This window comes from Ruegeria sp. PrR005 (assembly GCF_010500245.1).
GTDB lineage: Bacteria > Pseudomonadota > Alphaproteobacteria > Rhodobacterales > Rhodobacteraceae > Ruegeria_B > Ruegeria_B marisflavi.
Genome location: NZ_JAAGOX010000053.1, coordinates 230743 through 255480, shown reverse-complemented (window position 1 = coordinate 255480; position 24738 = coordinate 230743). Strand labels below are relative to the sequence as shown.

Annotated in this window: 20 protein-coding genes and 1 pseudogene; 15 read left to right on the top strand and 6 right to left on the bottom strand. The window is 58.2% G+C overall.

What is annotated here, in order from left to right; genetic code table 11:
• Positions 1-68 precede the first annotated feature (68 nt).
• From G0P99_RS19990 to G0P99_RS19980, 3 genes are all read left to right on the top strand, one after another.
• Entirely contained in the window at positions 69-1088 is a 1020-nt protein-coding gene (locus tag G0P99_RS19990; protein ID WP_164132235.1) for a putative 2-aminoethylphosphonate ABC transporter substrate-binding protein, read from the top strand.
• A gap of 132 nt (positions 1089-1220) precedes the next feature.
• The gene (locus tag G0P99_RS19985) at positions 1221-2336 is read left to right on the top strand and encodes a putative 2-aminoethylphosphonate ABC transporter ATP-binding protein (RefSeq protein ID WP_370462854.1); all 1116 of its coding nucleotides are present in this window, start codon (positions 1221-1223) and stop codon (positions 2334-2336) included.
• Positions 2333-4354, top strand: a complete 2022-nt coding sequence (locus G0P99_RS19980; RefSeq protein ID WP_164132234.1) for a putative 2-aminoethylphosphonate ABC transporter permease subunit — start codon at positions 2333-2335, stop codon at positions 4352-4354. Before G0P99_RS19985 ends, G0P99_RS19980 begins: the two co-directional genes overlap by 4 nt.
• Positions 4355-4398: 44 nt before the next feature.
• Here G0P99_RS19980 and G0P99_RS19975 read toward each other — a convergent pair whose 3' ends face one another.
• A complete protein-coding gene (locus tag G0P99_RS19975) occupies positions 4399-5289 on the bottom strand; it encodes a LysR substrate-binding domain-containing protein (RefSeq protein ID WP_164132233.1) in 891 nt (296 codons plus the stop codon).
• A gap of 120 nt (positions 5290-5409) precedes the next feature.
• Here G0P99_RS19975 and G0P99_RS19970 point away from each other — a divergent pair, with 120 nt between their 5' ends.
• The 5 genes from G0P99_RS19970 (at position 5410) to G0P99_RS19950 (ending at position 12741) form a co-directional block, all read left to right on the top strand.
• Positions 5410-6597, top strand: a complete 1188-nt coding sequence (locus tag G0P99_RS19970; RefSeq protein ID WP_164132232.1) for a 2-aminoethylphosphonate--pyruvate transaminase — start codon at positions 5410-5412, stop codon at positions 6595-6597.
• Positions 6598-6614: 17 nt separating this feature from the next.
• Positions 6615-7859: a phosphonoacetate hydrolase gene (gene phnA / locus G0P99_RS19965; RefSeq protein WP_164132231.1), complete on the top strand. Its 1245-nt coding sequence runs from the start codon at positions 6615-6617 to the stop codon at positions 7857-7859.
• Between the two features lie 18 nt (positions 7860-7877).
• Positions 7878-9326, top strand: coding sequence for a phosphonoacetaldehyde dehydrogenase (gene phnY, locus G0P99_RS19960; protein WP_164132230.1), 1449 nt, complete (start codon positions 7878-7880; stop codon positions 9324-9326).
• Positions 9327-9433: 107 nt separating this feature from the next.
• Entirely contained in the window at positions 9434-10786 is a 1353-nt protein-coding gene (locus tag G0P99_RS19955) for an aspartate aminotransferase family protein (RefSeq protein ID WP_164132229.1), read from the top strand.
• A 215-nt stretch (positions 10787-11001) separates the two neighbouring features.
• Positions 11002-12741 (top strand): Na/Pi cotransporter family protein, encoded by a 1740-nt coding sequence (locus tag G0P99_RS19950; RefSeq protein ID WP_164132228.1) that lies wholly within the window; start codon positions 11002-11004, stop codon positions 12739-12741.
• A gap of 352 nt (positions 12742-13093) precedes the next feature.
• On the opposite strand, the gene G0P99_RS19945 is transcribed toward G0P99_RS19950, so the two are convergent.
• Together G0P99_RS19945 and G0P99_RS24850 are read right to left on the bottom strand one after the other, a co-directional pair.
• Complete coding sequence (locus tag G0P99_RS19945; RefSeq protein ID WP_239059884.1) at positions 13094-13756, bottom strand: LysR substrate-binding domain-containing protein; 663 nt, start codon at positions 13754-13756, stop codon at positions 13094-13096.
• A gap of 48 nt (positions 13757-13804) precedes the next feature.
• Positions 13805-13990: pseudogene (locus G0P99_RS24850) on the bottom strand (LysR family transcriptional regulator); the annotation flags it as partial.
• A gap of 103 nt (positions 13991-14093) precedes the next feature.
• On the opposite strand from G0P99_RS24850, the gene G0P99_RS19940 reads away from it, so the two are divergent.
• Both G0P99_RS19940 and katG read left to right on the top strand, forming a co-directional pair.
• Positions 14094-15746: a GMC family oxidoreductase gene (locus G0P99_RS19940; RefSeq protein ID WP_164132226.1), complete on the top strand. Its 1653-nt coding sequence runs from the start codon at positions 14094-14096 to the stop codon at positions 15744-15746.
• 220 nt (positions 15747-15966) lie between these two features.
• A complete protein-coding gene (gene katG / locus G0P99_RS19935; protein WP_164132225.1) occupies positions 15967-18162 on the top strand; it encodes a catalase/peroxidase HPI in 2196 nt (731 codons plus the stop codon).
• 90 nt (positions 18163-18252) lie between these two features.
• On the opposite strand, the gene G0P99_RS19930 is transcribed toward katG, so the two are convergent.
• Positions 18253-18993 (bottom strand): creatininase family protein, encoded by a 741-nt coding sequence (locus G0P99_RS19930; RefSeq protein WP_164132224.1) that lies wholly within the window; start codon positions 18991-18993, stop codon positions 18253-18255.
• 78 nt (positions 18994-19071) lie between these two features.
• On the opposite strand from G0P99_RS19930, the gene G0P99_RS19925 reads away from it, so the two are divergent.
• Positions 19072-19680: a helix-turn-helix domain-containing protein gene (locus G0P99_RS19925; protein WP_164132223.1), complete on the top strand. Its 609-nt coding sequence runs from the start codon at positions 19072-19074 to the stop codon at positions 19678-19680.
• A gap of 38 nt (positions 19681-19718) precedes the next feature.
• Here the strand turns inward: G0P99_RS19925 and G0P99_RS19920 are convergent, their stop codons facing one another.
• Complete coding sequence (locus tag G0P99_RS19920) at positions 19719-20489, bottom strand: transporter substrate-binding domain-containing protein (RefSeq protein WP_164132222.1); 771 nt, start codon at positions 20487-20489, stop codon at positions 19719-19721.
• A gap of 112 nt (positions 20490-20601) precedes the next feature.
• On the opposite strand from G0P99_RS19920, the gene G0P99_RS19915 reads away from it, so the two are divergent.
• From G0P99_RS19915 to G0P99_RS19900, 4 genes are read left to right on the top strand one after another with little or no spacing between them, the layout of a single operon-like run.
• Positions 20602-21363 (top strand): amino acid ABC transporter ATP-binding protein, encoded by a 762-nt coding sequence (locus tag G0P99_RS19915; RefSeq protein ID WP_164132221.1) that lies wholly within the window; start codon positions 20602-20604, stop codon positions 21361-21363.
• A 13-nt stretch (positions 21364-21376) separates the two neighbouring features.
• Positions 21377-22138: an amino acid ABC transporter permease gene (locus G0P99_RS19910; RefSeq protein WP_164132220.1), complete on the top strand. Its 762-nt coding sequence runs from the start codon at positions 21377-21379 to the stop codon at positions 22136-22138.
• Positions 22139-22149: 11 nt separating this feature from the next.
• A complete protein-coding gene (locus tag G0P99_RS19905) occupies positions 22150-22485 on the top strand; it encodes a carboxymuconolactone decarboxylase family protein (protein WP_164132219.1) in 336 nt (111 codons plus the stop codon).
• A gap of 9 nt (positions 22486-22494) precedes the next feature.
• Positions 22495-23550: an aromatic ring-hydroxylating dioxygenase subunit alpha gene (locus G0P99_RS19900; RefSeq protein ID WP_164132218.1), complete on the top strand. Its 1056-nt coding sequence runs from the start codon at positions 22495-22497 to the stop codon at positions 23548-23550.
• A gap of 7 nt (positions 23551-23557) precedes the next feature.
• On the opposite strand, the gene G0P99_RS19895 is transcribed toward G0P99_RS19900, so the two are convergent.
• Positions 23558-24664 carry a hypothetical protein gene (locus tag G0P99_RS19895; protein ID WP_164132217.1) on the bottom strand — a complete coding sequence of 369 codons (1107 nt, stop codon included), beginning with the start codon at positions 24662-24664 and terminating at the stop codon, positions 23558-23560.
• Positions 24665-24738: the final 74 nt, after the last annotated feature.

The window sequence follows — 24738 nt, the reverse complement described above, 5'->3', positions numbered from 1 at the left end:
CACAGATGTGAATTCAATCGCCGCACAAGAATGGCGAACCCCTAAGAAATCACCAACAGAGGACAACAATGAAACACACGACATCATTTCTTGCAGCCTTGGCCGTCGGCGCGCTGACCGCGACGGTTGCGGCATCGGAAACGGAATTGACGGTGTACACCGCCGTCGAGGCCGAAGACTTGGCCCGGTACGCGGAGACGTTCAACCAAAGCTATCCCGATATCAAGATCAACTGGGTCCGCGACTCGACCGGTATCATCACCGCCAAACTGCTGGCAGAGCGGGACAACCCGCAAGCCGACGTTGTTTGGGGGCTGGCGGCCACGTCGCTGTTGCTGCTCAAGTCCGAAGGCATGCTGGAGCCTTACGCGCCTGCCGGGGTCGAAAACCTGGACCCAAAGTTTGTCGACGGTGACAATCCGCCATCCTGGGTTGGCATGGATGCCTGGGTGGCAGCGGTTTGCTACAACACGGTCGAGGCAGAAAAGGCCGGATTGAAGCCGCCGACATCCTGGCAGGATCTCACCGACCCGATGTACAAAGATCAAGTGATCATGCCGAACCCGAACTCGTCCGGCACGGGTTTCCTCGATGTGTCCAGCTGGCTGCAACTGTTTGGTGAAGAAGGCGGCTGGCAATACATGGACGCGCTGCACGAAAACATTGCGCGCTACACGCACTCGGGTTCGAAACCCTGCAAGCTGGCGGCAGCAGGCGAAATCCCGATCGGAATCTCCTTTGCTTTCCGCGGCGCCAAATCCAAGGCGGACGGCGCGCCTCTTGAGATTATCGTGCCGTCCGAAGGTGTGGGCTGGGATATGGAGGCAACCGCCATCGTGGCCGGCACCGCAAATCTGGAAGCCGCTCAGAAGCTGGTCGACTTCTCGGTCACCAAAGAGGCCAACATGATGTACAATACCGGTTACGCCGTTGTGGCCTATCCCGGTATCGCTAAACCAGTGGAGCACTTCCCCGAGGGCCTTCTGGACGCGATGATCGACAACGATTTTGAGTTTGCTGCCAACAATCGCGCAGCAATCCTGAAGGAATGGCAGTCTCGCTATGACGGAAAGTCGGAAGCGAAATAACCCCCTTGGCAGGAGCGGCGTTTTGGCCGCTCCTGCATGCCACCCTCCTGTTCCCCAAAACGCAGCATATACACCCGGTTCGGACCGGCCAGGATCGGTCGTGCCCGAGGTGCAGATGTGAGGACTCCTCCCGTGCTTCAGAAAACACCACCCGGTGAAATGTATCTCAGCATCCAGAATGTGTGGAAAGCGTTCGGCAGCTTTCTTGCACTCAAGGACATCTCCCTTGAAATCAACGAGGGCGAATTCATTTGCTTCCTCGGCCCTTCCGGTTGCGGTAAAACCACTCTTCTGCGGGCAATCGCCGGATTGGATTTGCAGACCAAGGGTACTGTTATGCAGGATGGCAAGGACGTCTCCAACCTGCCCCCTTCCGAGCGTGATTTCGGGATCGTGTTTCAATCCTATGCGCTGTTCCCGAACCTGACGATCGAAAAGAACATTGCCTTCGGCCTTGAAAACACGGGCCGCAGCAAGTCTGAAATCTCTGTCCGCGTGAACGAATTGCTGAACCTGGTCGGCCTGCCCGATCAGGGCAAGAAGTACCCGGCCCAGCTTTCGGGTGGTCAACAGCAGAGGATTGCACTGGCGCGCGCCATCGCGACCAAGCCTGGCCTGTTGTTGCTGGACGAGCCCCTGTCGGCGCTCGACGCAAAGGTGCGTGTCCATCTGCGGCATGAAATCAAGGAATTGCAGCGCAAGCTGGGCGTGACCACCGTGATGGTCACCCATGATCAGGAAGAAGCTCTGGCCATGGCAGATCGGATCGTGGTCATGAACCACGGTGTGATCGAACAGGTGGGGTCGCCCACAGAAATCTACCGGGCTCCGGCCAATCTGTTCGTGGCCGACTTTATCGGCGAGATGAACCAGGTTAAGTCGCAGGTCACCAAGGGCGGACGTCTGAGCATCGGGGAAAAGACCTTTGCCTGCCTTAGTCACAAATTCAACGATGGGACTCCGGTCATCGCGGCTATTCGCCCCGAAGATATCATTCCCCACGAACCCGGTTATCTGGACACCGGCGGCAACCGGAACTGTATCGAGGTCACCCTCGATGAAATGGAATTCCTGGGGTCTTTCTGGCGCTGCCGTCTGAGCAACAAGCGCTTTGGATCGTCAGAGCTGATTGCCGATTTCTCGATCAATGCCGTGCGTCGCCTCGGGCTGGAAGAGGGGTGCAGCATGGTGATCGAACTCCCCGAGAACCGGCTCATGGCATTTGATGTTCCGGAGGCCAAGGCATGAATTCGATTTCGACCGATCCCGGGACCCTGCCTGCTGGCCCGGATATCAAGCCCAAGCTCAGCCGCGATGACATGCTGATGCGTGGAAGCATGATGGTGATCGCGCTCTATCTGATCGTGACGCTGGCACTGCCTCTTTACACAATGCTCTCCAAGTCATTCTCGACCTATCGGGTAGAGCCATCCCAATATGAGTTCCAGGTCAGTGACGAAGCCGGAGTTTTCGATGGAACCATCCTTTCGGGTGGCGAACTGAACCGGCAAATGAAGGTTTTTGCCGACGCCGATCTGGTGACGGGTTCGGACGGGCGTTTGCCTGTGACCGGCTTCTTTCCGGACTTCAACTTTCGCAGTCCGGTCATGTACCAGATCCGTAACACGACAAATGCGGGGCGCTTTCTGATCGGGTCGACCTTGAAAGAAGGTACAGATTGGGTCGAGCTCGATTCCAACACGTTCCGCCGGGTGCAGATGCGGCCGGTCCAGTCGCGTGGGATGGGCAACTTCGTCAGCTACTTCTCAACCCCGGCGCTGTTCAATTCGATCAAGAATTCCCTTTGGATCTCGGTTGTCAGCACGATCGTTACGGTCACACTGGCCTTCTGGTTTGCCTATGCGCTGAACCGAAGCTGCATGCGGTACAAAGGTGTATTCCGTCTGATCGCAATGGCGCCAATCCTGGTTCCCTCGCTCTTGCCGGGTATCGCGCTGGTCTACCTGTTCGGCAATCAGGGCATGCTCAAGGAGTTGCTGTTCGGTGCCAGTATCTATGGCCCCATCGGCATTGTGATCGGATCGGTTTTCTTTACCTTTCCGCACGCTTTTTTGATCATCTCGACCGCGCTCGCAATATCCGACGCGCGACTGTATGAAGCCGCGGCCAGCTTGCGGTCGACACCTTGGCGCACATTCTGGACAGTGACCATTCCCGGTGCCCGTTACGGCCTGATCTCCGCCGCCTTTGTCGTGTTCAACCTGGTGATCACAGATTTCGGCTTGCCCAAAGTCATCGGCGGCCAATTCAACGTGCTTGCCGTGGATATCTACAAACAGGTAATCGGTCAGCAAAACTTTGAGATGGGCGCCGTGGTTTCGGTCGTTCTGGTCATCCCGGCAATCCTGGCCTTTGCCATCGACCGGATGGTTCAGTCCAAGCAAGTGGCGCTGCTTTCTGCCCGTTCTGTTCCATACCAGGCATCCCCGAACCCGAAAGCCGACCGGATTTTCCTGATCTATTGCAGCCTTGTCGGCTTGTTCATCGTCGGTCTTCTGGCTGTTTGCCAATTCGCCGCGTTGATCAAGTTCTGGCCCTATGACCTTAGCCTGAGCCTCAAGAACTATGACTTCAACAAGATGGACGGCGGCGGCTGGGGCTCGTATTTCAACTCGATCAAATTGGCCTTCCTGACCGCTGTCATCGGAACGACTGTCGTGTTCTTTGGGGCCTACCTGGTTGAAAAATCGAACGGTTTCAAACTGGGCCGATCAGTCTTCCAGATGTTCGCGATGCTGCCGATGGCCATCCCGGGCATGGTATTGGGGTTGTCGTACATCTTCTTCTTCAACAACCCGTCGAACCCGCTGAACGGCATCTACGGAACAATGGCGATATTGGTGATTTGCACGGTGACACACTTCTACACCGTGTCGCATCTGACAGCCGTTACCGCGCTTAAGCAAATGGACAAGGAGTTCGAGTCGGTATCCGCATCGCTCAAGCAGCCGACAATGAAACTGTTTGCGCGCGTGACGGTTCCGGTATGCCTTCCGGCTGTACTGGACATATCGATCTATCTGTTCGTGAATGCGATGACGACAGTGTCGGCGGTGGTCTTCCTGTACTCGCCCAAGACCACTCTCGCCTCGATTGCAGTGCTGAACATGGATGATGCCGGGGATATCGCACCGGCGGCGGCGATGGGCATGATGATCTTTTATACCAATGCGGCGGCCCGGATTATTCACCTGATAGCCTCAAAAGGTATTCTGACGCGCACCCAGGCCTGGCGAAGCCGCTAGGAAACGGCCGTCGGCTTTCGTTAACCGCACCAAACCCTCGCCGGTCAAGCGCCGGCGAGGGTTCCTTTTTCCTTGAGCTCATTCCGGGCAAAATCCATGAAGGCGCGAACGATCTTCACGTCTCGTCGCTGTGACAAGGATATCATGCTTTCGCCCATCTGAAGCTTCATGCCCTTCAGTTTTATCTGCCTGAGGCGGTTGTCATGGCCATACTCGGCCTCGGAAACGAACCCTATTCCAGCGCCTGAAGCCACAAGTTCCCTAACGGCTTCGCGACCCTCTGCAACAATTGCGGGTCGCAACGTAATTCCATGATTTTCGGCTTCTTCTTCCAACTTCTGGCGCGTCTTGGAACCGTCTTCTCGGAACACCAATGGCAGTTTGGCCAGTTCTTCCAGCGACAAGGTGGGCTTGGACGCCGACAATAAGCCCTGCGCCGCAAAGGCCACGATTTCGGTGGATCCCAGGTTCAGAACATCCATGTCCTTGCCAGGGGACAAACTCCCGACAACGCCGATTTCGGCGTTATAGGAGCGAAGCTCCTCCAGAATTTCCTCGGTGTTTCCAGATCGGACAGTGATCGTGATCTTCGGGTATTTTTTCTGAAATGCGCCTAGGAAGGGCGTCAAGTGATGTGCCGAGTCCGCAATGATACGCAGTTCGCCGTCAATCGCGGCCCTGGTTTCCAGAAGATAGTCCTCGATCTGATCCTCGATCTCGAAATATTGCTTTGTGTACCGAAAGAGCTGTTCCCCTTCCGGGGTCAGGGTGACGCGTTTCCGTTCGCGCTGGAACAACAAGAGATCGTGATCCTGTTCCAGCTTGCGAACCTGCTCGGAAATCGCCGGCTGCGTCAGAAAAAGCGCCTCCGCTGCACGGGAAAAACCACCATGTTTGGCCACATAGTGAAAGGCTTTGAGCTGGCTGTGTCGCAAGGTGGTTCTCCAAGGTTCAATACATAGGCTGCGCTTATGATTAGATTGATATTTGCAATTTCACATATAGCTTTCGATGCTGCAATTGTGTTTGTGAAATCGCCTTTCTGGAGCCTGGTTATGACCTCTTCCATCCCCAAAATCGAACAGCCTCGCCTGGGTGAACCATACCTTCTGACGCCCGGGCCCTTGACGACATCCTATGCGGTGAAGCAGGCCATGTTGAGGGACTGGGGCAGTTGGGATGATGACTTTCGCGCCATGACTCGCGAGGTGCGTTCCGGCCTTCTAGCGTTGCTTGGCGAAGGCGGTGAGGACTTCGATTGCGTCCCGATGCAGGGCAGCGGATCGTTTTCTGTCGAAGCCATGCTGGCCTCCTTCATTCCGCGGAACGGAAAGGCGTTGGTCCTGGCCAATGGCGCGTATGGACAACGTTCAGCCCAGACGTTGCAGTATCTGGGGCGCGAACATATCGTTCTGGACAAGGGCGATTACCTGCCGCCGAGGGGAGACGAAGTTGCGCGCATTCTAGCAGAGGATCCCGACATTACGCATGTCGTCGCCATTCACTGTGAAACCAGCTCGGGTATCCTGAATCCTGTCGAGGAGATCTCAGAAGTCACCTACGCAGCCGGGCGCAAGCTTCTGATCGACTCGATGTCGGCCTTTGGCGCAATCGAGCTCAAGCCCACCGAAATTCGATACGAGGCAATGGTGTCCTCGGCAAACAAATGCATCGAGGGCGTCCCAGGTTTTGGGTTCATCGTCGCGCGCAAGAGTGAATTGGAGGCCGCAAAGGGCAACAGTCACTCGCTGTCATTGGATGTGCATGCTCAATGGGCGCACATGAACAAGACCGGTCAATGGCGCTTTACCCCTCCGACACATGTGGTTGCTGCCTTCATCGAGGCGCTTCGCGCACACGCCGCCGAAGGCGGTGTTGCTGGTCGGGGCGCACGCTATACCCGCAACCGGGATGTCATGGTCGCTGGCATGCGTGAACTCGGCTTCGAGACATTGCTCGACAATCGTTGGTTGAGTCCAATCATCGTCACGTTTTTCTGCCCGGATGATGAGAAATTCGTTTTCGATCAGTTCTATAAGCTGATGAAAGAAAAGGGGTTCATCATCTACCCGGGCAAACTGACCGTCGTTGACAGCTTCCGTGTTGGATGTATCGGTCAAATGGACGAACACGTCATGCGCAAGGTCGTGAGCGCTGCAAAGGAATCTCTGGAAGAAATGGGCGTTACCAGCGCTGCTCCTCCTCTCCGGGCACTGCAAGAGCGCGCCAAGTTGGCCGCCTAAATATCAAGGAAAAAAAGATGACTATCCAAACACCTGTCGTAGCAAACGAGCGCATCTATCCGACACCCAAAGTGCCCGCAATTGCCATCTGCCTTGATGGATGTGAGCCCGAATACCTTGATGTCGCGATTGCAAAAGGACTGATGCCCAACCTGAAACGGATGCGGGAAGAGGGCACCGACCGGCTGGCGCATTCCGTTATCCCGTCGTTCACCAACCCCAACAACCTGTCGATTGCCACCGGGCGTCCGCCTATCGTCCACGGGATCTGCGGAAACTACCTTATCGACCCGGACACCGGCGAAGAAGTGATGATGAACGATGTGCGCTTTCTGCGCGCGCCGACCATCTTTTCCCAGTTCTACGTTGCGGGTTTCCGCGTGGCGATGGTCACCGCCAAGGACAAACTGCGCGCGCTGCTTGGGGCCGGGCTGAAATTCGACGAGGGCAGGGCGGTCGCGTTTTCCTCCGAGCGTTCCGGTGAGACGACAATGGCGGAACACGGTATCGACAACGCCAGCAAATGGCTGGGCATGGACGTGCCCGAGGTCTACTCGGCCGAACTTTCCGAGTTCGTTTTTGCGGCGGGCGTCAAGCTGCTGAAAGAGTTCAAACCGGACGTCATGTACCTGTCGACCACCGACTATATCCAGCACAAGTTTGCGCCGGATCAAAAGGGGGCTCTGGATTTCTACGCCATGTTCGACCGCTATCTGGGCGAGCTGGACGAGCTGGGCGCCGCCATCGTGGTGACCGCCGATCACGGGATGAAACCCAAACATCACGCCGATGGTTCGCCTAGCGTGGTCTATGTGCAGGACCTGATGGACGAATGGCTGGGCAAGGACGCGGCCCGGGTCATTCTTCCAATCACCGACCCCTATGTCGTGCACCACGGCGCCTTGGGCTCGTTCGCAACTGCCTATCTGCCTGATGGCGCGGACCAGGACGACATTATCAGCAAGCTCAAGGCAACCGATGGAATCACGCACGTGCTGACCAAGGCCGAAGCTATCGAACGCTTCGAGTTGCCGGGTGACCGCATTGGTGACATCGTGATGGTCTCTGGTGAAAACATCTGCATCGGCACATCCGAGCATCGCCATGATCTGGCTGCACTCAAAGAGCCGCTGCGCAGCCATGGTGGTTTGACCGAACAAGAGGTTCCATTCATTGTGAACCGGGTCATCGACTTGCCGAACCAGCCTGTGTTGCGCAATTTCGATGCCTTTTTCTATGCCACTACAGCAGCGGCGCAGTAAGTCATGAAAGATCAAACCATGTCCAAAATCGAAATTCGAAACGAAGGCATGCGCATCGGCGGCGAGGTCGTCTTTACCGACGAAACCGTACCGGTCCTCTACCCTTATACGAACGAGGTGGTGGGCCATGTGCCTGCCGGGACTGCGGAACATGCGCGCAGGGCGTTTGAAATCGCGGCCAACTACAAGCCCAAGCTTACCCGGTATGAGCGCAGCCAGATCCTGCGGCGGGCGGGCGAACTGATCGGCGAGAAACGCGAGTGGCTGGCCAAATGGCTCACGCTGGAACTTGGCATCAGCCACCAGCACGCGATTTACGAGACCAAGCGCGCGCAGGACGTCTATCAATTCGCCGCGGCCGAGGCGCTGAAGGACGATGGCGAGATCTTCTCTTGCGACCTCACCCACAATGGCAAGGCGCGCAAGATCTTTACCATGCGCGAACCTGTGAGGGCGATCAGTGCCATTACACCCTTCAACCACCCGTTGAACATGGTCAGCCACAAGATCGCGCCTTCGATTGCAACCAACAACTGCATGGTCTGCAAGCCAACGGAGCTGACCCCGCTCACGTGTATTGCCCTGGCCGATATCCTGTACGAGGCAGGGCTGCCGCCAGAGATGTTCCAGGTGGTCACGGGATGGCCCAAGGATATTGGCGACGAGATGATCACCAATGAAAACATCGACATCATCACCTTCACTGGCGGTGTGCCGGTGGGCAAGATGATTGCCGAAAAGGGCGTCTACAAGCGGCAGGCTCTGGAACTGGGCGGAAACGACCCGCTGATCGTGCTGAACGACCTGTCCGATGCCGATCTGGAAAAGGCCGCCGCGATTGCCGTGGCTGGCGCCACCGGCAACTCCGGCCAACGCTGCACCGCGATCAAGCGCATCCTGGTACAGGAAAGCGTCGCAGATCGGTTTGTGCCGATGGTTGTGGAAAAGGCGAAGAAGATCAAATTCGGCGATCCGCAGAACCCCGAAACGGAACTTGGCTGCGTCATCCACGACAAGGCGGCAGAACTGTTCGAGAAACGTGTCTACATGGCCGAGGCCCAGGGCGCCGAAATTCTCTATCACCCGGGCCGGCAAGGCGCGCTCTTGCCTCCGATTGTCGTCGACAAGGTACCGCACAGCAGCGAGTTGGTGATGGAGGAAACCTTTGGTCCGATCGTGCCCATCGTTCGGGTGCCGGATGATGATGCAGAGGTCATGCGGATATCGAACTCGACCGCGTTTGGCCTGTCCTCGGGCGTCTGCACCAACGATCTGAATCGCGCGATCGCATATATCAACGGCCTGAATGTCGGCACCTGCAACATCTGGGAACAGCCTGGCTACCGGATCGAGATGTCCCCCTTCGGCGGCATCAAGGACTCTGGCAATGGCGTAAAGGAAGGCGTTATCGAGGCGATGAAGTTCTTCACCAACGTGAAGACATACTCGTTGCCCTGGCCAAACTAAACTCTCCGCCCTTTCCGCAGTGGCGGAAAGGGCATCACGGTTCCTCCCTGGTACTGGCGGGCCTTCCGGGGTCCGCACATTTTTGATGACTGCAAAGAGGAGCAGGCATGCCACAGATTGTCCATACTGAAGGGGAATCCAATACATCCGAAGCTCGCAAAGCATGGCTGCGAAAGTCCGTCGGACCGAAGTCTTCACCCCTGCTGAAACGCGACGCAGATGTGTTCCTGCATCAGTCTCTCTCTTCGCCTTGTGTCAGCACCATTGCCAAGGCCGAGGGCATCTGGATCGAGGATATGGAAGGGCGCCGGTACATGGACTTCCATGGCAACTCGGTGCACCACATCGGATACGGTCATCCCCGTCTGGTTGCAGCGATCAAGGCTCAGCTTGACGATCTTCCCTTTGCGCCCCGTCGCTTCACCAATGATCCGGCTGTGAACCTGGCTGAGAAACTGGCGGACATCGTGCCCGGCGACCTTGGAAAAGTGCTTTTTACCACCGGTGGCTCCGATGCCAACGAAGTTGCTCTCAAGATCGCGCGGGCCGCAACAGGACGGTTCAAGACCATCAGCTTCTGGGACGCGTTTCACGGTGCGGGTTTCGGCGCGGCAAGCGTCGGCGGAGAAGCGACATTTCGCAGTCACATTGCCGGACCCTTGTTGTCCGGAACCGAACATGTGGCGCCATTTGCCTGCTATCGCTGCCCCTACAATCATGTGGGCCCTGAAACCTGCGGGCTGGCCTGCGCGAAAATGGTCGACTACGTTCTCGAACGCGAAGGGGACGTTGCGGCGGTCATAGCCGAGCCCATGCGCGCAGTTCCCTATGTGCCGCCGCCGGGCTTCTGGAAATCGGTGCGAGAGGCCTGCAATAGGCACGGTGCACTTTTGATCATGGATGAGATTCCGACCGGTCTTGGCAAGACCGGCAAGATGTTCGCGTTTGAACATGATGAGATCATCCCAGACATCGTGACACTTGGCAAAGCACTTGGCGGAGGCATCCTGCCCATTGCCGCCTGTGTCGCTCGTAGACAACTCGATGTTTGCGGAGATTTTGCCATTGGGCATTACACGCATGAAAAGAACCCCGTCACGGCCCGGGCCGCGCTGACGACAATCCAGATCATCGAGGATGAGGGGTTGGTTGACCACTCGGTCGAACTGGGCGAGCACGCCATGGGGCGCCTGATGGAGGAATTACGGAACGTTCCCATCGTTGGTGACATCCGTGGAAGAGGCCTGATGTTCGGGATCGAAATCGTCGATGATCGCGCTGAAAAAACGCCGGGAAATGCGCGGGCCGAACGGATCTACTATGCCTGTCTGGAAGCGGGATTGAGCTACAAGATCAGCCAGGGGTGCGTGTTGACGCTGTCACCACCGCTGACAATTTCGAAAGCCGAGTTGGACCAGGCGATCGACATTGTTGTTGCTGCAATCAAGGACGAAACCTGACCAGCCTGACTTCATTGACCGAACGGCATGAAACAGTGCGGGGCTTCAACTCCCACAAGGTCTGGCAGCAGAGACAACGGAACAAAGCGATAGGTTACGGCGAAACCGACCGGAACCGTCTCTGTTGTTGCCGTTGTCGGAGTTGCCCGCCCTGCTTGCAAACTTTCGTACCGGAACAACGGTCAACCAAGCCAACGACGAAACCGGAGTGAAACATGGCCATTGTCGCTTTCCTGATCAAACTGGCCGGGGCAACCATGTTACTGCTCTACGCGGTGCGCATGGTCCGCACCGGAATAGAACGTAGCTATGGCGCGTCGTTCCAGCGGGTGATGACCCGCCAACGCGGTTACCTGCAAGCGTCTGTGGTAGGTTTGATGATGGCTGTCGTATTGCAAAGCTCGGCAGCTGTGGCGCTGTTGTCCTCGGGATTTGCCGCGACTGGAATTTTGAGTTTTCCCACCGGTTTGGCGATCGTGCTGGGCGGCGATCTGGGATCGGCGTTGATCATCCAGATCCTGTCCTTCCGGCTGGACTGGCTGGTACCGATGCTGCTGGCAGTCGGCGGCTATTTGTTCGTCAAGACCGAAAGCAAGAAAGGGCGGCAGCTTGGTCGCATTCTTATGGGTGTGGCTTTCATCCTGATTTCGCTCCAGTTCCTGCGCGAGGCGATGGACCCCATCCGCGACAGTGCGTTCTTGCCTGCCGTGGCCGATTATCTGGCCCGGGATTACATCACGGCTTTTCTTGTCGGAGCGGCGCTGGCTTTTGTCATGCACTCCTCGGTCGCGGCCATCCTGATGTGCGTGACGCTTGTGCAGATCGGTGCGATCCCATTTGCCGCTGGAATGTCATTGGTCTTGGGCGCGAATTTCGGCTCGACCTTCATTCCGGTCTGGCTGACCCGGGGGATGCCCGTTTCCGGCCGGCGCATACCCTATGCCAATCTGGCGCTGCGTGGCAGCTGGGCTGTGGTGACCTTGTTCGCTGCAAACCTGACCCTGCGGACCGGGCTTTTGGGTGACCCGCAAGGGGGCCAGATGCTGATCAATGCGCACCTCGCGTTCAACCTTTCGCTGCTGCTCCTTGCCCTTCCGTTTTGCGGACGTTTGCAGGGCGTCTTCAAAAAGCTCTTTCCAGATGAGGTAAGGGAACAGAAAACGCAGCCCGCACGACCAGCCAGTGCATTGGTCATGGAGAATGTCGCAAACCCCAGTCAGGCCTTGCCGAGCCTCAAGCGTGAATTGCTGCGAATGAGCGACCTTGTCGAAACCATGTTCCGTCCTGCCCTCGAACTGTACCGCAGCGGTGACAAGGAACAGATTCGTTCGGTTCAGGCCATGGATGAGGACGTAAACCGGTGCCTGTCGGGTATTCGTGCATTTGTTGCGGCAATCCCCACGGATCGATATGAAAAACAAGATGCAAAAACCGCACGTGACCTTATGGAGTTTGCGATCCGCCTGGAAACGGCGGGCGACGTGGTCGCCAAGCGCCTGACCGAATTGGCAAGGGAAATGCGTGCAAAGCGTCTGAGTTTCTCCGGAGAGGGTTGGACAGAACTTACTCAAATGCACGAAGGGGTTCTTGCTAACATGAAACTGGCATCGAACGTGCTCATTTCCGACGATTTGGCAAGCGCGCGGCTCCTGACTCTGGAAAAGGCGGAAATCAAGCGCATCGAGCGGGATAGTCGCAAACGCCACCTGCGCCGGTTGCAACATGGCACAACCGAAAGCTTCGAGACCAGCGATATACATCTGGAGACCTTGCGGGCTTTTCGGGAATTCAACAGCCATATCGCTTCCATTGCCTATCCGATTCTCTATCAGAATGGGCAATTACTCGAAACTCGCTTGATCCAGAATGTATCGGAACAGCTCGAGATACCGGCGCTGCAAACCGAGAGCAGCCCCAGCAGCGTTAGTGAGAGCGAAGTGGTTACATCACGGTAATGCTGAAACGGGTTGCTCCATCTTGGTAGTCAGGTTTCAGCAGCGATCGGAATCAATTTCGGCAGGCTGACGTTCAGGCGTTTGGATCACCACCCAGCAACGACTGCAACACAATCAAAGGGTCCAGAGCCTTAAAAGCTGATGAAAATCGGAACGGCTTTGAACTGGTGAACCCCTTACCAGCCATCACCAAGTGCCCAAACGCCTGATAACATGACAACGACAAAGCGGTCGCTGCCGAGGTCTCAGCTGACGGGTACACCGCCTGTACCCCACTCGAAAATCCATTCTTCAACCGCCCAGTCAACGCAAGTGTCATCGGTGCATTTGACCCGGATTGCCGGTTTTCGCCCTATTCCGACAACAACTCGCGATAAAGCCCGGTGACCCAAACCGCGAACTGTCGCACTTCGTCACGCTGGGCCGCCTCGTCGCGGGTCACCAGATAGTGCGCCCGGCGTTTGGGCAGTTTGCACTCGACCGGAACGATCAGTTCGCCCCGCTCCAGATAGGGGCGGGCAAAGCTCTCCAGCACCATGGTCACTCCGGTGCCCGCGCTGACGATTTGAAGCGCGCTCAGCGAACTGTCGGCGTACATCCAATCGGCCGTCGGATCCAGATCCAGCCCATGCAGGTCCGATAGTTTGCGCCAGTCGGTCTCCGAGCCGATGATCTGCACCACCTGTGACCGGGCCAGCGTCGCGACATCCGGCGCCCCGCCCAGGGCGGCGGCAAAGTCGGGATGGCAGACCGGCACCGCGGATTCGTGGCCCAGATGCTGAACCAGCGGTTCGTCCCAGGTTCCCAGACCCCAGCGGATATCGAGATCGAGATTGTACAAATCGAACCGATCGGCCCAGATCGAGGTTACAAAACGGACAATTATGTCCGGATGTGCGGTCTGGAACGCGGCCAAGCGCGGCGCGATGACCAGCGTGGCACTTGAGATCGCGGCGCGCACACGGACCTCTCGCTTGCGTTGCTTGCCGAACAACCCGTCGGTCGCGACCGCCATCTCATCAAAGCTCTTCCGGATCGTCTGGGCATAGGCCTGCCCTATATCTGTCAGCTTGACTCCACGTGGCAGGCGTTGGAAAAGTTGCGATTTAAGATGTTGTTCCAAAAGGCGAATTTGCTGACTCACGGCCGCCGGCGTCAGGTTCAGCTCCGCTGCCGCAGAGGAAAAACTGCTATGCCGCGCCGCGGCTTCGAAGGACTTGAGCCATGTGACATGGGGCAGGGAGGGCATGGGTCAGCTTCAATCCTGGTTTCGCCTCAGGCGTAAAACACATCGTTTGATTTGTCCATTTTTCCCTCGGAAATTGCTCGGACAAATCGCGGAAAGACCGACCATGACCAAGGCGCCTGAATTCGATTTCATCATTGTCGGCGCCGGTTCGGCGGGCTGTGTTCTGGCCGACCGACTGTCCGAATGCGGCCGTTTTACCGTGCAGGTGATCGAGGCAGGGGGTAGCGATGAGAGATTTTCCGTTAAGATGCCAATGGGTTACGGCCTGACTTTTTCCGATGCCCGGGTGAACTGGAAATACCAGGCCGAACCTGATCCGGGCCTTGGCGGACGGACCGGATACTGGCCGCGCGGCAAGGTGATCGGCGGGTCTTCGTCGATCAACGCGATGGCATACATGCGTGGCCTGCCGCATGATTTTGACGATTGGGCCAAAGCCGGCGCAACGGGCTGGGACTGGAAAACCGTTCAGGAAACCTATGACGCGCTGGAAACCGTTGTCGAAGCGGATGGAACCTCGCGCGGCTCCGGCCCGGTTGTAGTAAGCGATCTGAAGAACGCGATGTCCCCCTTCAGCCGCCACTTCCTGGACGCCGCCCGCGATCTGCATTGGCCTATTCTTGAGGATCTCAACGGCAGCGCACCAACGGGTCAGAACCATCATCCGAACGAAGGGATGGGGTACATGCGCGCCACGGTCCGGAACGGACGCCGATGGTCCGCCGCCGACGCGTTCCTGCGGCCGGCAACTAAGCGGCACAACCTGTCCGTGGTCAGTGGTGCGCGCGTCGAACGTATTCTGACACAAGGGAAATTGGCGACCGGGGTCCGCTATCGGCTGAACGGCGAGGTCCGGGAAACTACCGCGCGGCGCGAGGTGATGCTGTGCGCAGGGGCAATCGACTCGCCCAAGCTGCTGATGTTGTCGGGGATCGGTCCCGCCGCCGATCTCAGGGCCCTCGGTATCGCTGTGACCCTGGACCATCCGCATGTCGGGCGGGGGTTACAGGATCACCTGGCTGTGTCCCACTATTACTGGGCTAACGAGGCGACGCTGAACGGTATCTTAGGGCGACGAACAGGGCAGCTGCGCGCCGGCGTGCAATATCTGCTGACGCGCGGCGGGCCCCTGTCTGTTCCCGTCAATCAGGTGAGCGGGTATCTGCGGACCAGCGGCGCATCTTTCCCGGATGTTCAGGTGTATTGCAACCCTGCGACCTATGCGACCCTGCCGGACGGGGCGCCGCGCGTCGACCGCGACAACGGATTCCTTTTATGCGTTCAACCCTGTCGGCCAACCAGCCGGGGCTGGATCACACTGAGGTCAGCCGATCCAACAGATGCACCGCGCATCCAACCCAATTCACTTTCCACCTCGGAAGACCAGCAAACTGCCGTTGCAGCCAGCCATTTGCTCCAACAACTGGCGCAATCGCCGACAATGCGGCAAGTGACCCGCGCCCGGCGCGACCCGGACATTCTGGGGATGGATGACAATGCCTTGCTGGAGAATTTCCGACAGCGCGCAGGGACCGTTTTCCATGCCAGTTGTACATGCCGCATGGGTGTCGGGCCGGACGTGTCCGTAACGGACAATCGGTTGCGGGTACATGGGATCGGGCGGCTTCGTGTCATCGACGCCTCGGCGTTTCCAAATGTCACATCAGGCAACACCAATGCGCCCACGATGATGCTGGCGGCCCGGGCGGCCCGGATGGTGATCGAAGACAATGCGGGCCGCCCGGCAGCCGCATAAACCCGCTTTGGATAGGCTGGGCCGTGGGTGATGACGGGGCCGCGGGACCTATGAAACTTGTCATAGGGTAAAATTATCGAAAGTATCAGAAAATAGAACTTAATCCGATCAATCCAACTTGATAGCCTGATCCCGTCAAACAGGTGGGAACGGTCCTGTAACAAGGATGTCGTTCCCACCTGTTCGAGTAGGTTTTGCTCAACCCAGATTGGAGACAGACATGGACGGAAACGACGCCCCCGCCGCGGGCCAGTGCCCAGTTGTGCACGGACAAGCCGCAGGCACAGGCATGCGCAACCATCATTGGTGGCCCAACCAGATCAACCTGAAGGTGCTGCACCAGCATTCGTCCAAATCGGATCCGATGGGGGCGCATTTCAGCTATGCCGAGGCGTTCAAGTCGCTGGACCTCGATGCGCTGAAGGCTGATCTGACCGCGCTGATGACCGACAGCCAGGATTGGTGGCCCGCCGATTACGGCCACTACGGCCCGCTTTTCATCCGCATGGCCTGGCACGCAGCTGGCACCTACCGCTTGGCTGATGGGCGCGGCGGTGGCGGTACCGGCAACCAGCGGTTTGCCCCGCTGAACAGCTGGCCAGACAACGGTAACCTGGACAAGGCGCGCCGCCTGCTGTGGCCGATCAAAAAGAAATACGGCAACAAAATCTCGTGGGCCGATCTGTTGATCCTGACCGGGAACGTGGCGTTGGAGTCGATGGGTTTCAAAACCTTCGGGTTTGCCGGTGGACGCCCCGATATCTGGGAGCCTGAGGAGGACATCTATTGGGGGTCCGAAGGCGAATGGCTCGCCCCCTCGGACACCGCCAACAGCCGCTATTCCGGAGCACGCGATTTGGAAAACCCACTTGCCGCGGTGCAGATGGGCCTGATCTATGTGAACCCCGAGGGCCCGGACGGCAACCCTGACATCGTGGCCTCAGGCCACGATGTGATCGACACCTTCGGGCGGATGGCGATGGACGAGGCCGAGACGGTGGCGCTGGTCGCTGGCGGCCACACGTTTGGCAAAGCGCACGGCAACGGCCCGGCCACTGCGGTCGGCCCCGAGCCCGAAGCGGCCCCGATCGAGGCGATGGGCCTGGGATGGCTGTCCTCGCATGGCTCGGGCAAGGCCGGAGACGCCATTACCTCGGGCATCGAAGGGGCGTGGAAGCCGCACCCGACCACCTGGGACATGGGCTATTTCAAGGTTCTGTTCAAGTACGACTGGGAACTGACCAAGAGCCCGGCAGGCGCCCATATCTGGCTGGCCACCAATGTCGCGGAAGAGGATATGGTCGAAGATGCATTTGACCCGTCGAAAAAGCATCGTCCGATGATGACCACTGCCGACTTGTCGTTGCGGTATCATCCAAAGCTGGCGCCGCATGCCAAGCGCTTTGCCGAGGATCCTGCGGCCTTTGCAGACGCCTTTGCCCGCGCCTGGTTCAAGCTGACCCATCGTGACATGGGCCCGCGCGCTCGATACCTGGGCAAGGAAGTTCCCGCCGAGGAACTGATCTGGCAAGATCCCATTCCAGCCGGCCCGGAAATCAGCGAAGGGGACGCCAAGGCGCTGAAGGAGAAGATCCTTGCCTCGGGTCTGACTGTGTCCGAGCTGGTTTCGACAGCCTGGGCCTCGGCCTCGACCTTCCGCGGGTCGGACATGCGCGGGGGCGCCAACGGGGCCCGCATCCGCTTGGTCCCGCAAAAGGACTGGGAGGTGAACGAACCCGCGCAACTCGCCAAAGTTCTGGGCGTTCTGGAAGGCATCCAGTCGGCCTTCAGTGCCGATGGCAAGCAGGTGTCGATGGCTGACCTGATCGTTCTGGCGGGTTCTGCTGCTGTCGAAGCGGCCGCTAAGGCCGGTGGCCACGACGTCGAAGTTCCATTTGCCTCGGGCCGTGGCGATGCGACGGCCGCACAGACAGATGCCGAAAGCTTTGCTGTGATGGAACCGGTCATGGACGGGTTCCGGAACTACCAGGCGCGCAAGCTGCGGACGTCTCCGGAAGAGATGCTTGTGGACCGGGCGCAACTGTTGGGTCTGACGGCACCTGAGATGACGGTTCTGGTTGCCGGTCTGCGTGTTCTGGGCGCCAATCACGGCGGTTCCAAGCATGGCGTGCTGACGGATCGTCCCGGCGTGTTGAGCACCGATTTCCTTGTGAACCTGCTCGACATGGGGACCGAATGGAAGCCGAGCGGCGATGGCGTTTACGAGGGCCGCGACCGGGCGACCGGTGAGCCCCGTTGGACGGCGACACGTGTCGACCTCGTGTTTGGCTCGAACTCGCAACTGCGGGCATTGGCCGAACGCTATGCCCAGGACGACGCGGCGAGCGACTTCGTTGCCGATTTCGTCGCAGCCTGGACCAAGGTGATGAACGCCGATCGGTTCGATCTGAACTGAACCGTAGTCATCGGTCGATCCTTCGGCCGAGGGATGTAAAGAGAGGCCAGCAATACGTTTGCTGGCCTCTTTTCGTTGTCCAAGGGATATTCAACGCACCCTGTTCAGGAACTCCGCAAACTCGACCGCGATGCCCCGGGCGGCGCTTTCAAGCAGCCTTGCCCCATCCACGGGATTTGCAAGCGCTGAATGCGATCCGACCCGGCCATCGGGAAACTCGGCCCTGTGTGCATCTGGCGGACCGTGACGATCGCCCGCATGCGCCCGGATGTAGTCGGCACTCAGCGATTTCGGCGGCAGGGCAGCCTCGCCTGCGGGTAACGTTCCCAGCAATGCCTGGGTGATGGCGATCTCGGATGGGGTGGCATGCATCCCTTCCCAATCGCCGTAGAGCGTTTTGCGCATCCGGTTGACCTCTGTGGGTTCCCACCAACTGCGGATGCAGATGGGAGATGGTGCCAGGTCCCTTGCCACATTCTCCAATGGCCGAATGTTCGCCCCGTGGCCGTTGACGACGTAGACTCCGCGAAACCCTTGCGCCATCAGTCCCCGGAACACCGCTGTGGCATGTGCCTGAAACAGGTCCTCGGGCATGGAAACCGTCCCGGGAAAGGCCGTGTTGAACGGAGCCGGTGTATAGGCAAGCGGTGGCGCGACGATCGCGCCGCAAATCTCGGCCGCGGCCAAGGCGACCGCTTCGGCACAGATGGTGTCGGTTCCAATCCGGCCCATTGGGCCATGCTGCTCGGTCGAACCGACGGGCACCATGACAGCGGCACCCTTTTTCAGGCATGTCTCGACCTGTTGCCAGGTCATGTGGGACAGCTGCATTCCCCTCTCCTTTTGACGACGGACACCTGTGGTGGCAGAGCGCTTTCCCTTTGCGCTAGAGCATAATAACCTGTCGGTATGGAAGATTCACCGCCGCTGGATATCGAGAAACCTGCGCTGGACCAGGTTGTAGGAGCGACAGTCAAGACGCACCGGATGCTGGGCGGGTTGACGTTGGCCGAACTGTCGACACGCTCTGGTGTGTCCACGGCCATGATATCCAAGATTGAGCGCGGCCAGGTTTCCGCCTCGTTGGGGACCCTGGCGGCGCTAGCTGGCGGCATCGGAGTTCCGCTGATCAACTTCTTTGCCGGAACGGTTGAGCATTCGGATGTTTCCTTTGTCGCGGCGGGCGAAGGGGTGACCGTGCAGAGGCTGGGAAGTGGTTTTGGTCATACCTACAAGATGATCGGACGGGCCGAGGCAAGTCATGTCTGTTTTGAAAGCTTCAGTGTCACGCTTGAAAAGCCACTGAAACCGCGCCCGCTCTACCGGCACCGGGGGTTGGAGTTCATGCATGTCACCAGTGGTGAAATGGTGTTCCAGTGCGGAGAAGCCAAATACCACATGAAACCGGGGGACAGTATCAGCTTTGAATCAAGCAATGCGCATGGGCCGGTTGAGCTCAAGACGGACAGGGTCAGTTTCATTACCCTGGTGACCAAGGCAGTTTCGAACGACGTCTGAGGGAAGCGGCCGCCAAAGGCGGCCACCCGGTCAGGAGCTTAAAGACCCCATTTCTTGCGGTTCTCTTCAAAGAAACCCTGGGCCGCTTTCACCTTTACCCAGTTGTTCACGTAGTTGATCCAGACCTGATCGTCCTGAGGCAGGATCATGGCGATGGGCGAGGGCGCGCGGGGTTCGGCATTGGGTACGCGCACGACAGGGAATTTGGCCTCCAGCGTGGACCCTTCGATGTTCGACGTCACGAAAACATCGGCACGGCCGGCCAGAACCTCCTGATATCCGCGTGCGGGCGCTTCGACCACTTTGATGTCGGCGTTGGGGAACCATTCCCGCACCAGTTTTTCAAACGTGGTGCCAAGGGTTGTGGCGACCTTCACGCCGGGTTGGTTGATCGAGTCATAGCCCGAGAATTTGTCGGCCTTGTCCTTGGTGGTGAAGGGGAAGATCTCGACGGCGATGTAGCTTTCCGAGAAGCCCGCAACCTTCATACGGGGCGGTGAGATCGAAGCCGAGCCGGTAATGTGATACTGTCCGGCGACCACGCCATTGACCAATGTCTTCCAGTCGGTCGGAACGAACTCGACCTCGACACCCAGGTCCTTGGCCAATTCGTTCATGATGTCGATGTCATAGCCCTTGTAGCTGTTGGTCGCAGGGTCGCGCAGCGTCATCGGGTTCCAGTCGCCGGTTGTGCCGACCTTGAGAACCCCGTTGTCCAAGATGTCGTTCAGCGCCGATTGCGCCTGTGCCGCGGTCGACAGCACCACGCCGACAGCGGCAATCGCTATGGCCTTTAGAAAGCTATTCATAGGTATCTCCCGTTAGTGGTTCTATTCCTGACTGGAAAACCAGTGGATTTGATACTTGATTTAAGGGCAAGCACACCGCTAACCTCAAGAAAAATATTTCCCAGGAAGAAAAATGTCCGCCCAAATCCAGCCCCGATCAACACAAGCGATCGAACTCAAGGGTGTGAACAAGTGGTTCGGAACCTTCCATGTTCTTAAGAATATCGACTTGTCTGTCGGTCTGGGTGAAAAAGTCGTGATCTGTGGGCCGTCGGGGTCGGGCAAGTCGACCGTGGTGCGCTGCATCAACCGGCTGGAGGAGCATCAGGAGGGGACGATTCGCGTCGACGGGGTGGAATTGACCAACGATCCGAAATCTGTGGCGGCCATCCGCTCTGAGGTTGGCATGGTGTTCCAGCAGTTCAACCTGTTCCCGCACCTGACGGTTCTTGAAAACCTGACGCTTGGCCCGATCAAGGCACGCGGCATGACCCGGTCAGAGGCCGAGGCGCGCGCGATGCACTATCTCGAAAGGGTGCATATCCCGGAGCAGGCCCGCAAGCGCCCCGGCCAGTTGTCCGGAGGCCAGCAGCAGCGGGTGGCCATTGCACGGTCGCTGTGCATGGAACCCAAGGTGCTTCTGTTTGACGAACCGACCTCGGCGCTGGACCCGGAAATGATCTCTGAGGTTCTCGATGTCATGGTAACGCTGGCCGAAGAGGGCATGACCATGGTGGTGGTTACGCATGAGATGGGTTTTGCCCGAAAGGTGGCCGATCAGATGGTGTTCATGGACGCGGGCGAGATCGTCGAGCAGGGGTCACCAGAGGAGTTTTTCGGGGCGCCGCGTTCCCCCCGCTGTCAGAAGTTCCTGTCACAGATATTGCAGCATTGAGGCGCGAGGGTTGATGAAGAAACTCCTGCTTCTCGCACTTCCCATTCTGGCGCTTTCGGGATGTTCCAGTTCCTCGACCTGGGGCTGGTACGTCATCAATCCGATGACGCCGGGGGGCTGGATCAATATCAAGTTCCTGATCTCGGGCATGGGCGACACCATTCTGATCTCGGTTATCGCGGCGGTTCTGTCCATCGTGGTGGGCCTTGTCGTTGCCCTGCCGGGATTGTCCAAGAAACGCGGCTGGAGGCTGGTCAACCGGGTCTATGTGGAGTTCATCCGCTCCATCCCCCTGTTGCCCATGCTGTTCTGGGTGTTCTACGGGCTGCCGATCATTTTCCGCGAGATGGGATTGAACATCCCGATTGATCCGTTTTGGGGGGCGGTCATTACGCTGGCTCTGTCCGACAGTGCGTTCACAGCCGAGATCTATCGCGCCGGCATTCAGTCGATCGCCAAGGGTCAGACCGAAGCGGCGCAGACCATCGGTCTGAACTACCTCCAGACCATGCGCTACGTGATCCTGCCACAGGCGATCCGGCGCATTCTGCCGCCGCTGGCCAACCAGTTCATCTACATCGTCAAGATGAGCGCCTTTGCCAGCGTCATCGGCATGCAGGAACTGACCCGCCGCGCCAATGAACTGGTGGTTACCGAATACCGACCCTTGGAAATCTATACCCTGCTGATCCTTGAATACCTTGTACTGGTCCTGATCATCAGCGCCGGTGTGCGCTGGCTGGAGCGGCGCATGGGCTCGGACGAACGGGGGTGAGGAGGAGAGGCATGGACTGGAAAACCTTCATGACCGAAATCGAAGGCGATATCGCGGCCTATTCGAAAGAGGTACCGGAAACCGTTCGCGGTTTCGGCATCATGGGCAAGGCGGCCAAGACCGATGGCGCCTTGAGCGAAAAGACAAAGGAATTCATCGCGCTGGGGATTGCTATTGCGACCCGATGCGACAGTTGTATCGGTTTTCACGTCCGTTCGCTCGTCCGTCTTGGCGCGACCCGGGCCGAGATGTGCGAGGCCCTGGCGATGGCCACCTACATGGGGGGTGGGCCCTCGTATGCCTATAGCGCCAAGGCGCTGAAGGCGTTTGATGTTTTTTCTGCGTAAGGGGTGAATATGCGGCCTGACCTGATCGGAGCGGAAGGTTTCCTGCGAAACAGCTGGTATGTCGCCGGACGCAGCGAGGACTTTGGGCGGACGTTGAGCGCAGTCACCATTCTGGAAGAGCAAATCGCGATCTTTCGGGACACCAATGGCAATGCAATTGCGTTGGAGGACGCCTGTCCGCATCGCAAGTTGCCCCTGTCGCGCGGCTCTGTCGAAGGTGACAACGTGGTCTGCGGGTATCACGGCCTGACCTTCGATTGTACCGGCGAATGTGTCATTGCCCCGACCCAGCTCGACAATCCTCCGCGGCGCGCCGCTGTTCATTCCTATCCCGCCGAAGACAGGTGGGGTTTCCTGTGGCTGTGGATGGGTGACCCGGACAAGGCGGACAGAGACGAAATTCTGGACATCCCCAACTTCGACAATCCTGACTGGGGCAAGACGCCGAAAGGCGCCATGGAGATGGCTTGTCACTACCTCTACATAATCGACAATCTTCTCGACCCGAGCCATGTGGCCTGGGTTCATCTTTCGTCATTCGCGGGGGCGGGAACCGATAACCGGCCCCTGGATCTGGAGGAGATCGAGAACGGTGTTATCGTCTCGCGCTGGGTTCTGGGCGAGGAGCCGCCACCGTACTACAAAGCCATGCTGCCCTTTGGCCCCACCTGCGACCGCAAACAGCACTATGAATGTCGCCTGCCATCCACCGCGATCAACATGTCGGTCTATACCCCTGCGGGAGAGGGCGGCGCGCAGAGGCCGGTCTCTCCCAATGCCTTTGTGAACATTTCCTACAATTTCATAACCCCTGTAAATGCGCGCCAGTCCCGGTATTTCTGGTTTCAGCACCGCAATATGCATGCAGAGGATCATCAGCTCTCGCAACGGATGTTCGAAGGCGCGACGATGGCGTTCAATGAGGACAAGGAAGTTCTGGAGCACGTTCAAACAGGCATGGCGAACCGCAAGTCCGGCTATATCAATCTTGGCCTGGACGCCGGCGCAATGCGTTTTCGCACCCGGGTGGCCCGTCAGATCAGATCGGAAACCTCTGCCGACTGAGACCTTGTCAAAGGACTGAAAGCCGCCCTGTCGGCCCCTGACCGACCTGCGTTTCCGGGTTGTCGAATGTCGCGCGGATACACGGGTAACGTTCCAGGATCTCTGCTCCGCCGGGAACACGGGAAACGTGGAAAACGCCCACATCCCATATCTTATCCCCGTCAACCTCGATGGTCGGATCCAGTACATTCAGGGAAATCTCTCCGGGGGCATAGTCTCCGCATGTATGGAAATGCAGCAACCGCGGATTCCCGAAGGCACTGCCGCTCCACCGTTCGAAATTTTCGGCAGCCGGTCTGGTGTAGAAGCAGCCCGGGTGAATTCCCGCATGCCAGGAATGAACCGTCATGGGATCCAGCCCGAATTGTTCTCCGACGCGGCGAAAATGCATCGTTGCGCGCTGGACATCCTCGGGCTCGCCCCTAAAGCCCTCGAGTTTGGTGTCTCTGAAGTGAATTTCGACAGGGGAGTTCAGTTGGCAGCCGTAGGGTTTGTAAAACTTGGATCCCGTCCCCACCAGAAACCCATCCTGTACAATCACGCCGGAAAACCCGGTAACTGGGACGGGAGCAAAAACTGACATCGGGAACCGGGTGATTGCGACGTCTGTTATTCCTTTGTCGGGAAAGTTGGCCCCCGGTCCGCTGAAATCCGTTCCCAACGGGCAAGTCACACGGATTGTCCGTGCATTCGCCAACAGCGTGTTCACGGCATCCTTGATCTGCACAAAGCCACTGTAATGCGCGGCACCAAACCTTGACGCCAGCATCTCTGTATCCAGGACATAGGCAACGATAGGCCGTGTTTCGCGCATCTCCTCGCTGAACCTGATCTGGTCGCCACTGCGTGACAGGAACAAGGTCCGATCAGCGGCCGCCATGGCCGTCTGAATGCCTGTCGGCAAGACCGACCCCAAGGGATCGAAAGGCGCCGTTCTAAGCTCGGTCCCGATGCCCATTGTTTTGGCGCAACCCGCAATGACGGCGGCGAGGTCGGCGTCGTAATATCCGTTGTCGGCGTCTTCCTGAAGAATCAAAAGGTGATCCCCTGGGTTCAGACCGCTGCAATTGCGCAAAAGGTTCTCTGCTCCAGCCCGAAGTCTTTCTTCCGACATGTATTCCCACCGCGTTGCGAGATCGGTTCCATCATACTCTCGCGCCGGCGGTCGTTCCTAGACAAATTTCTCCT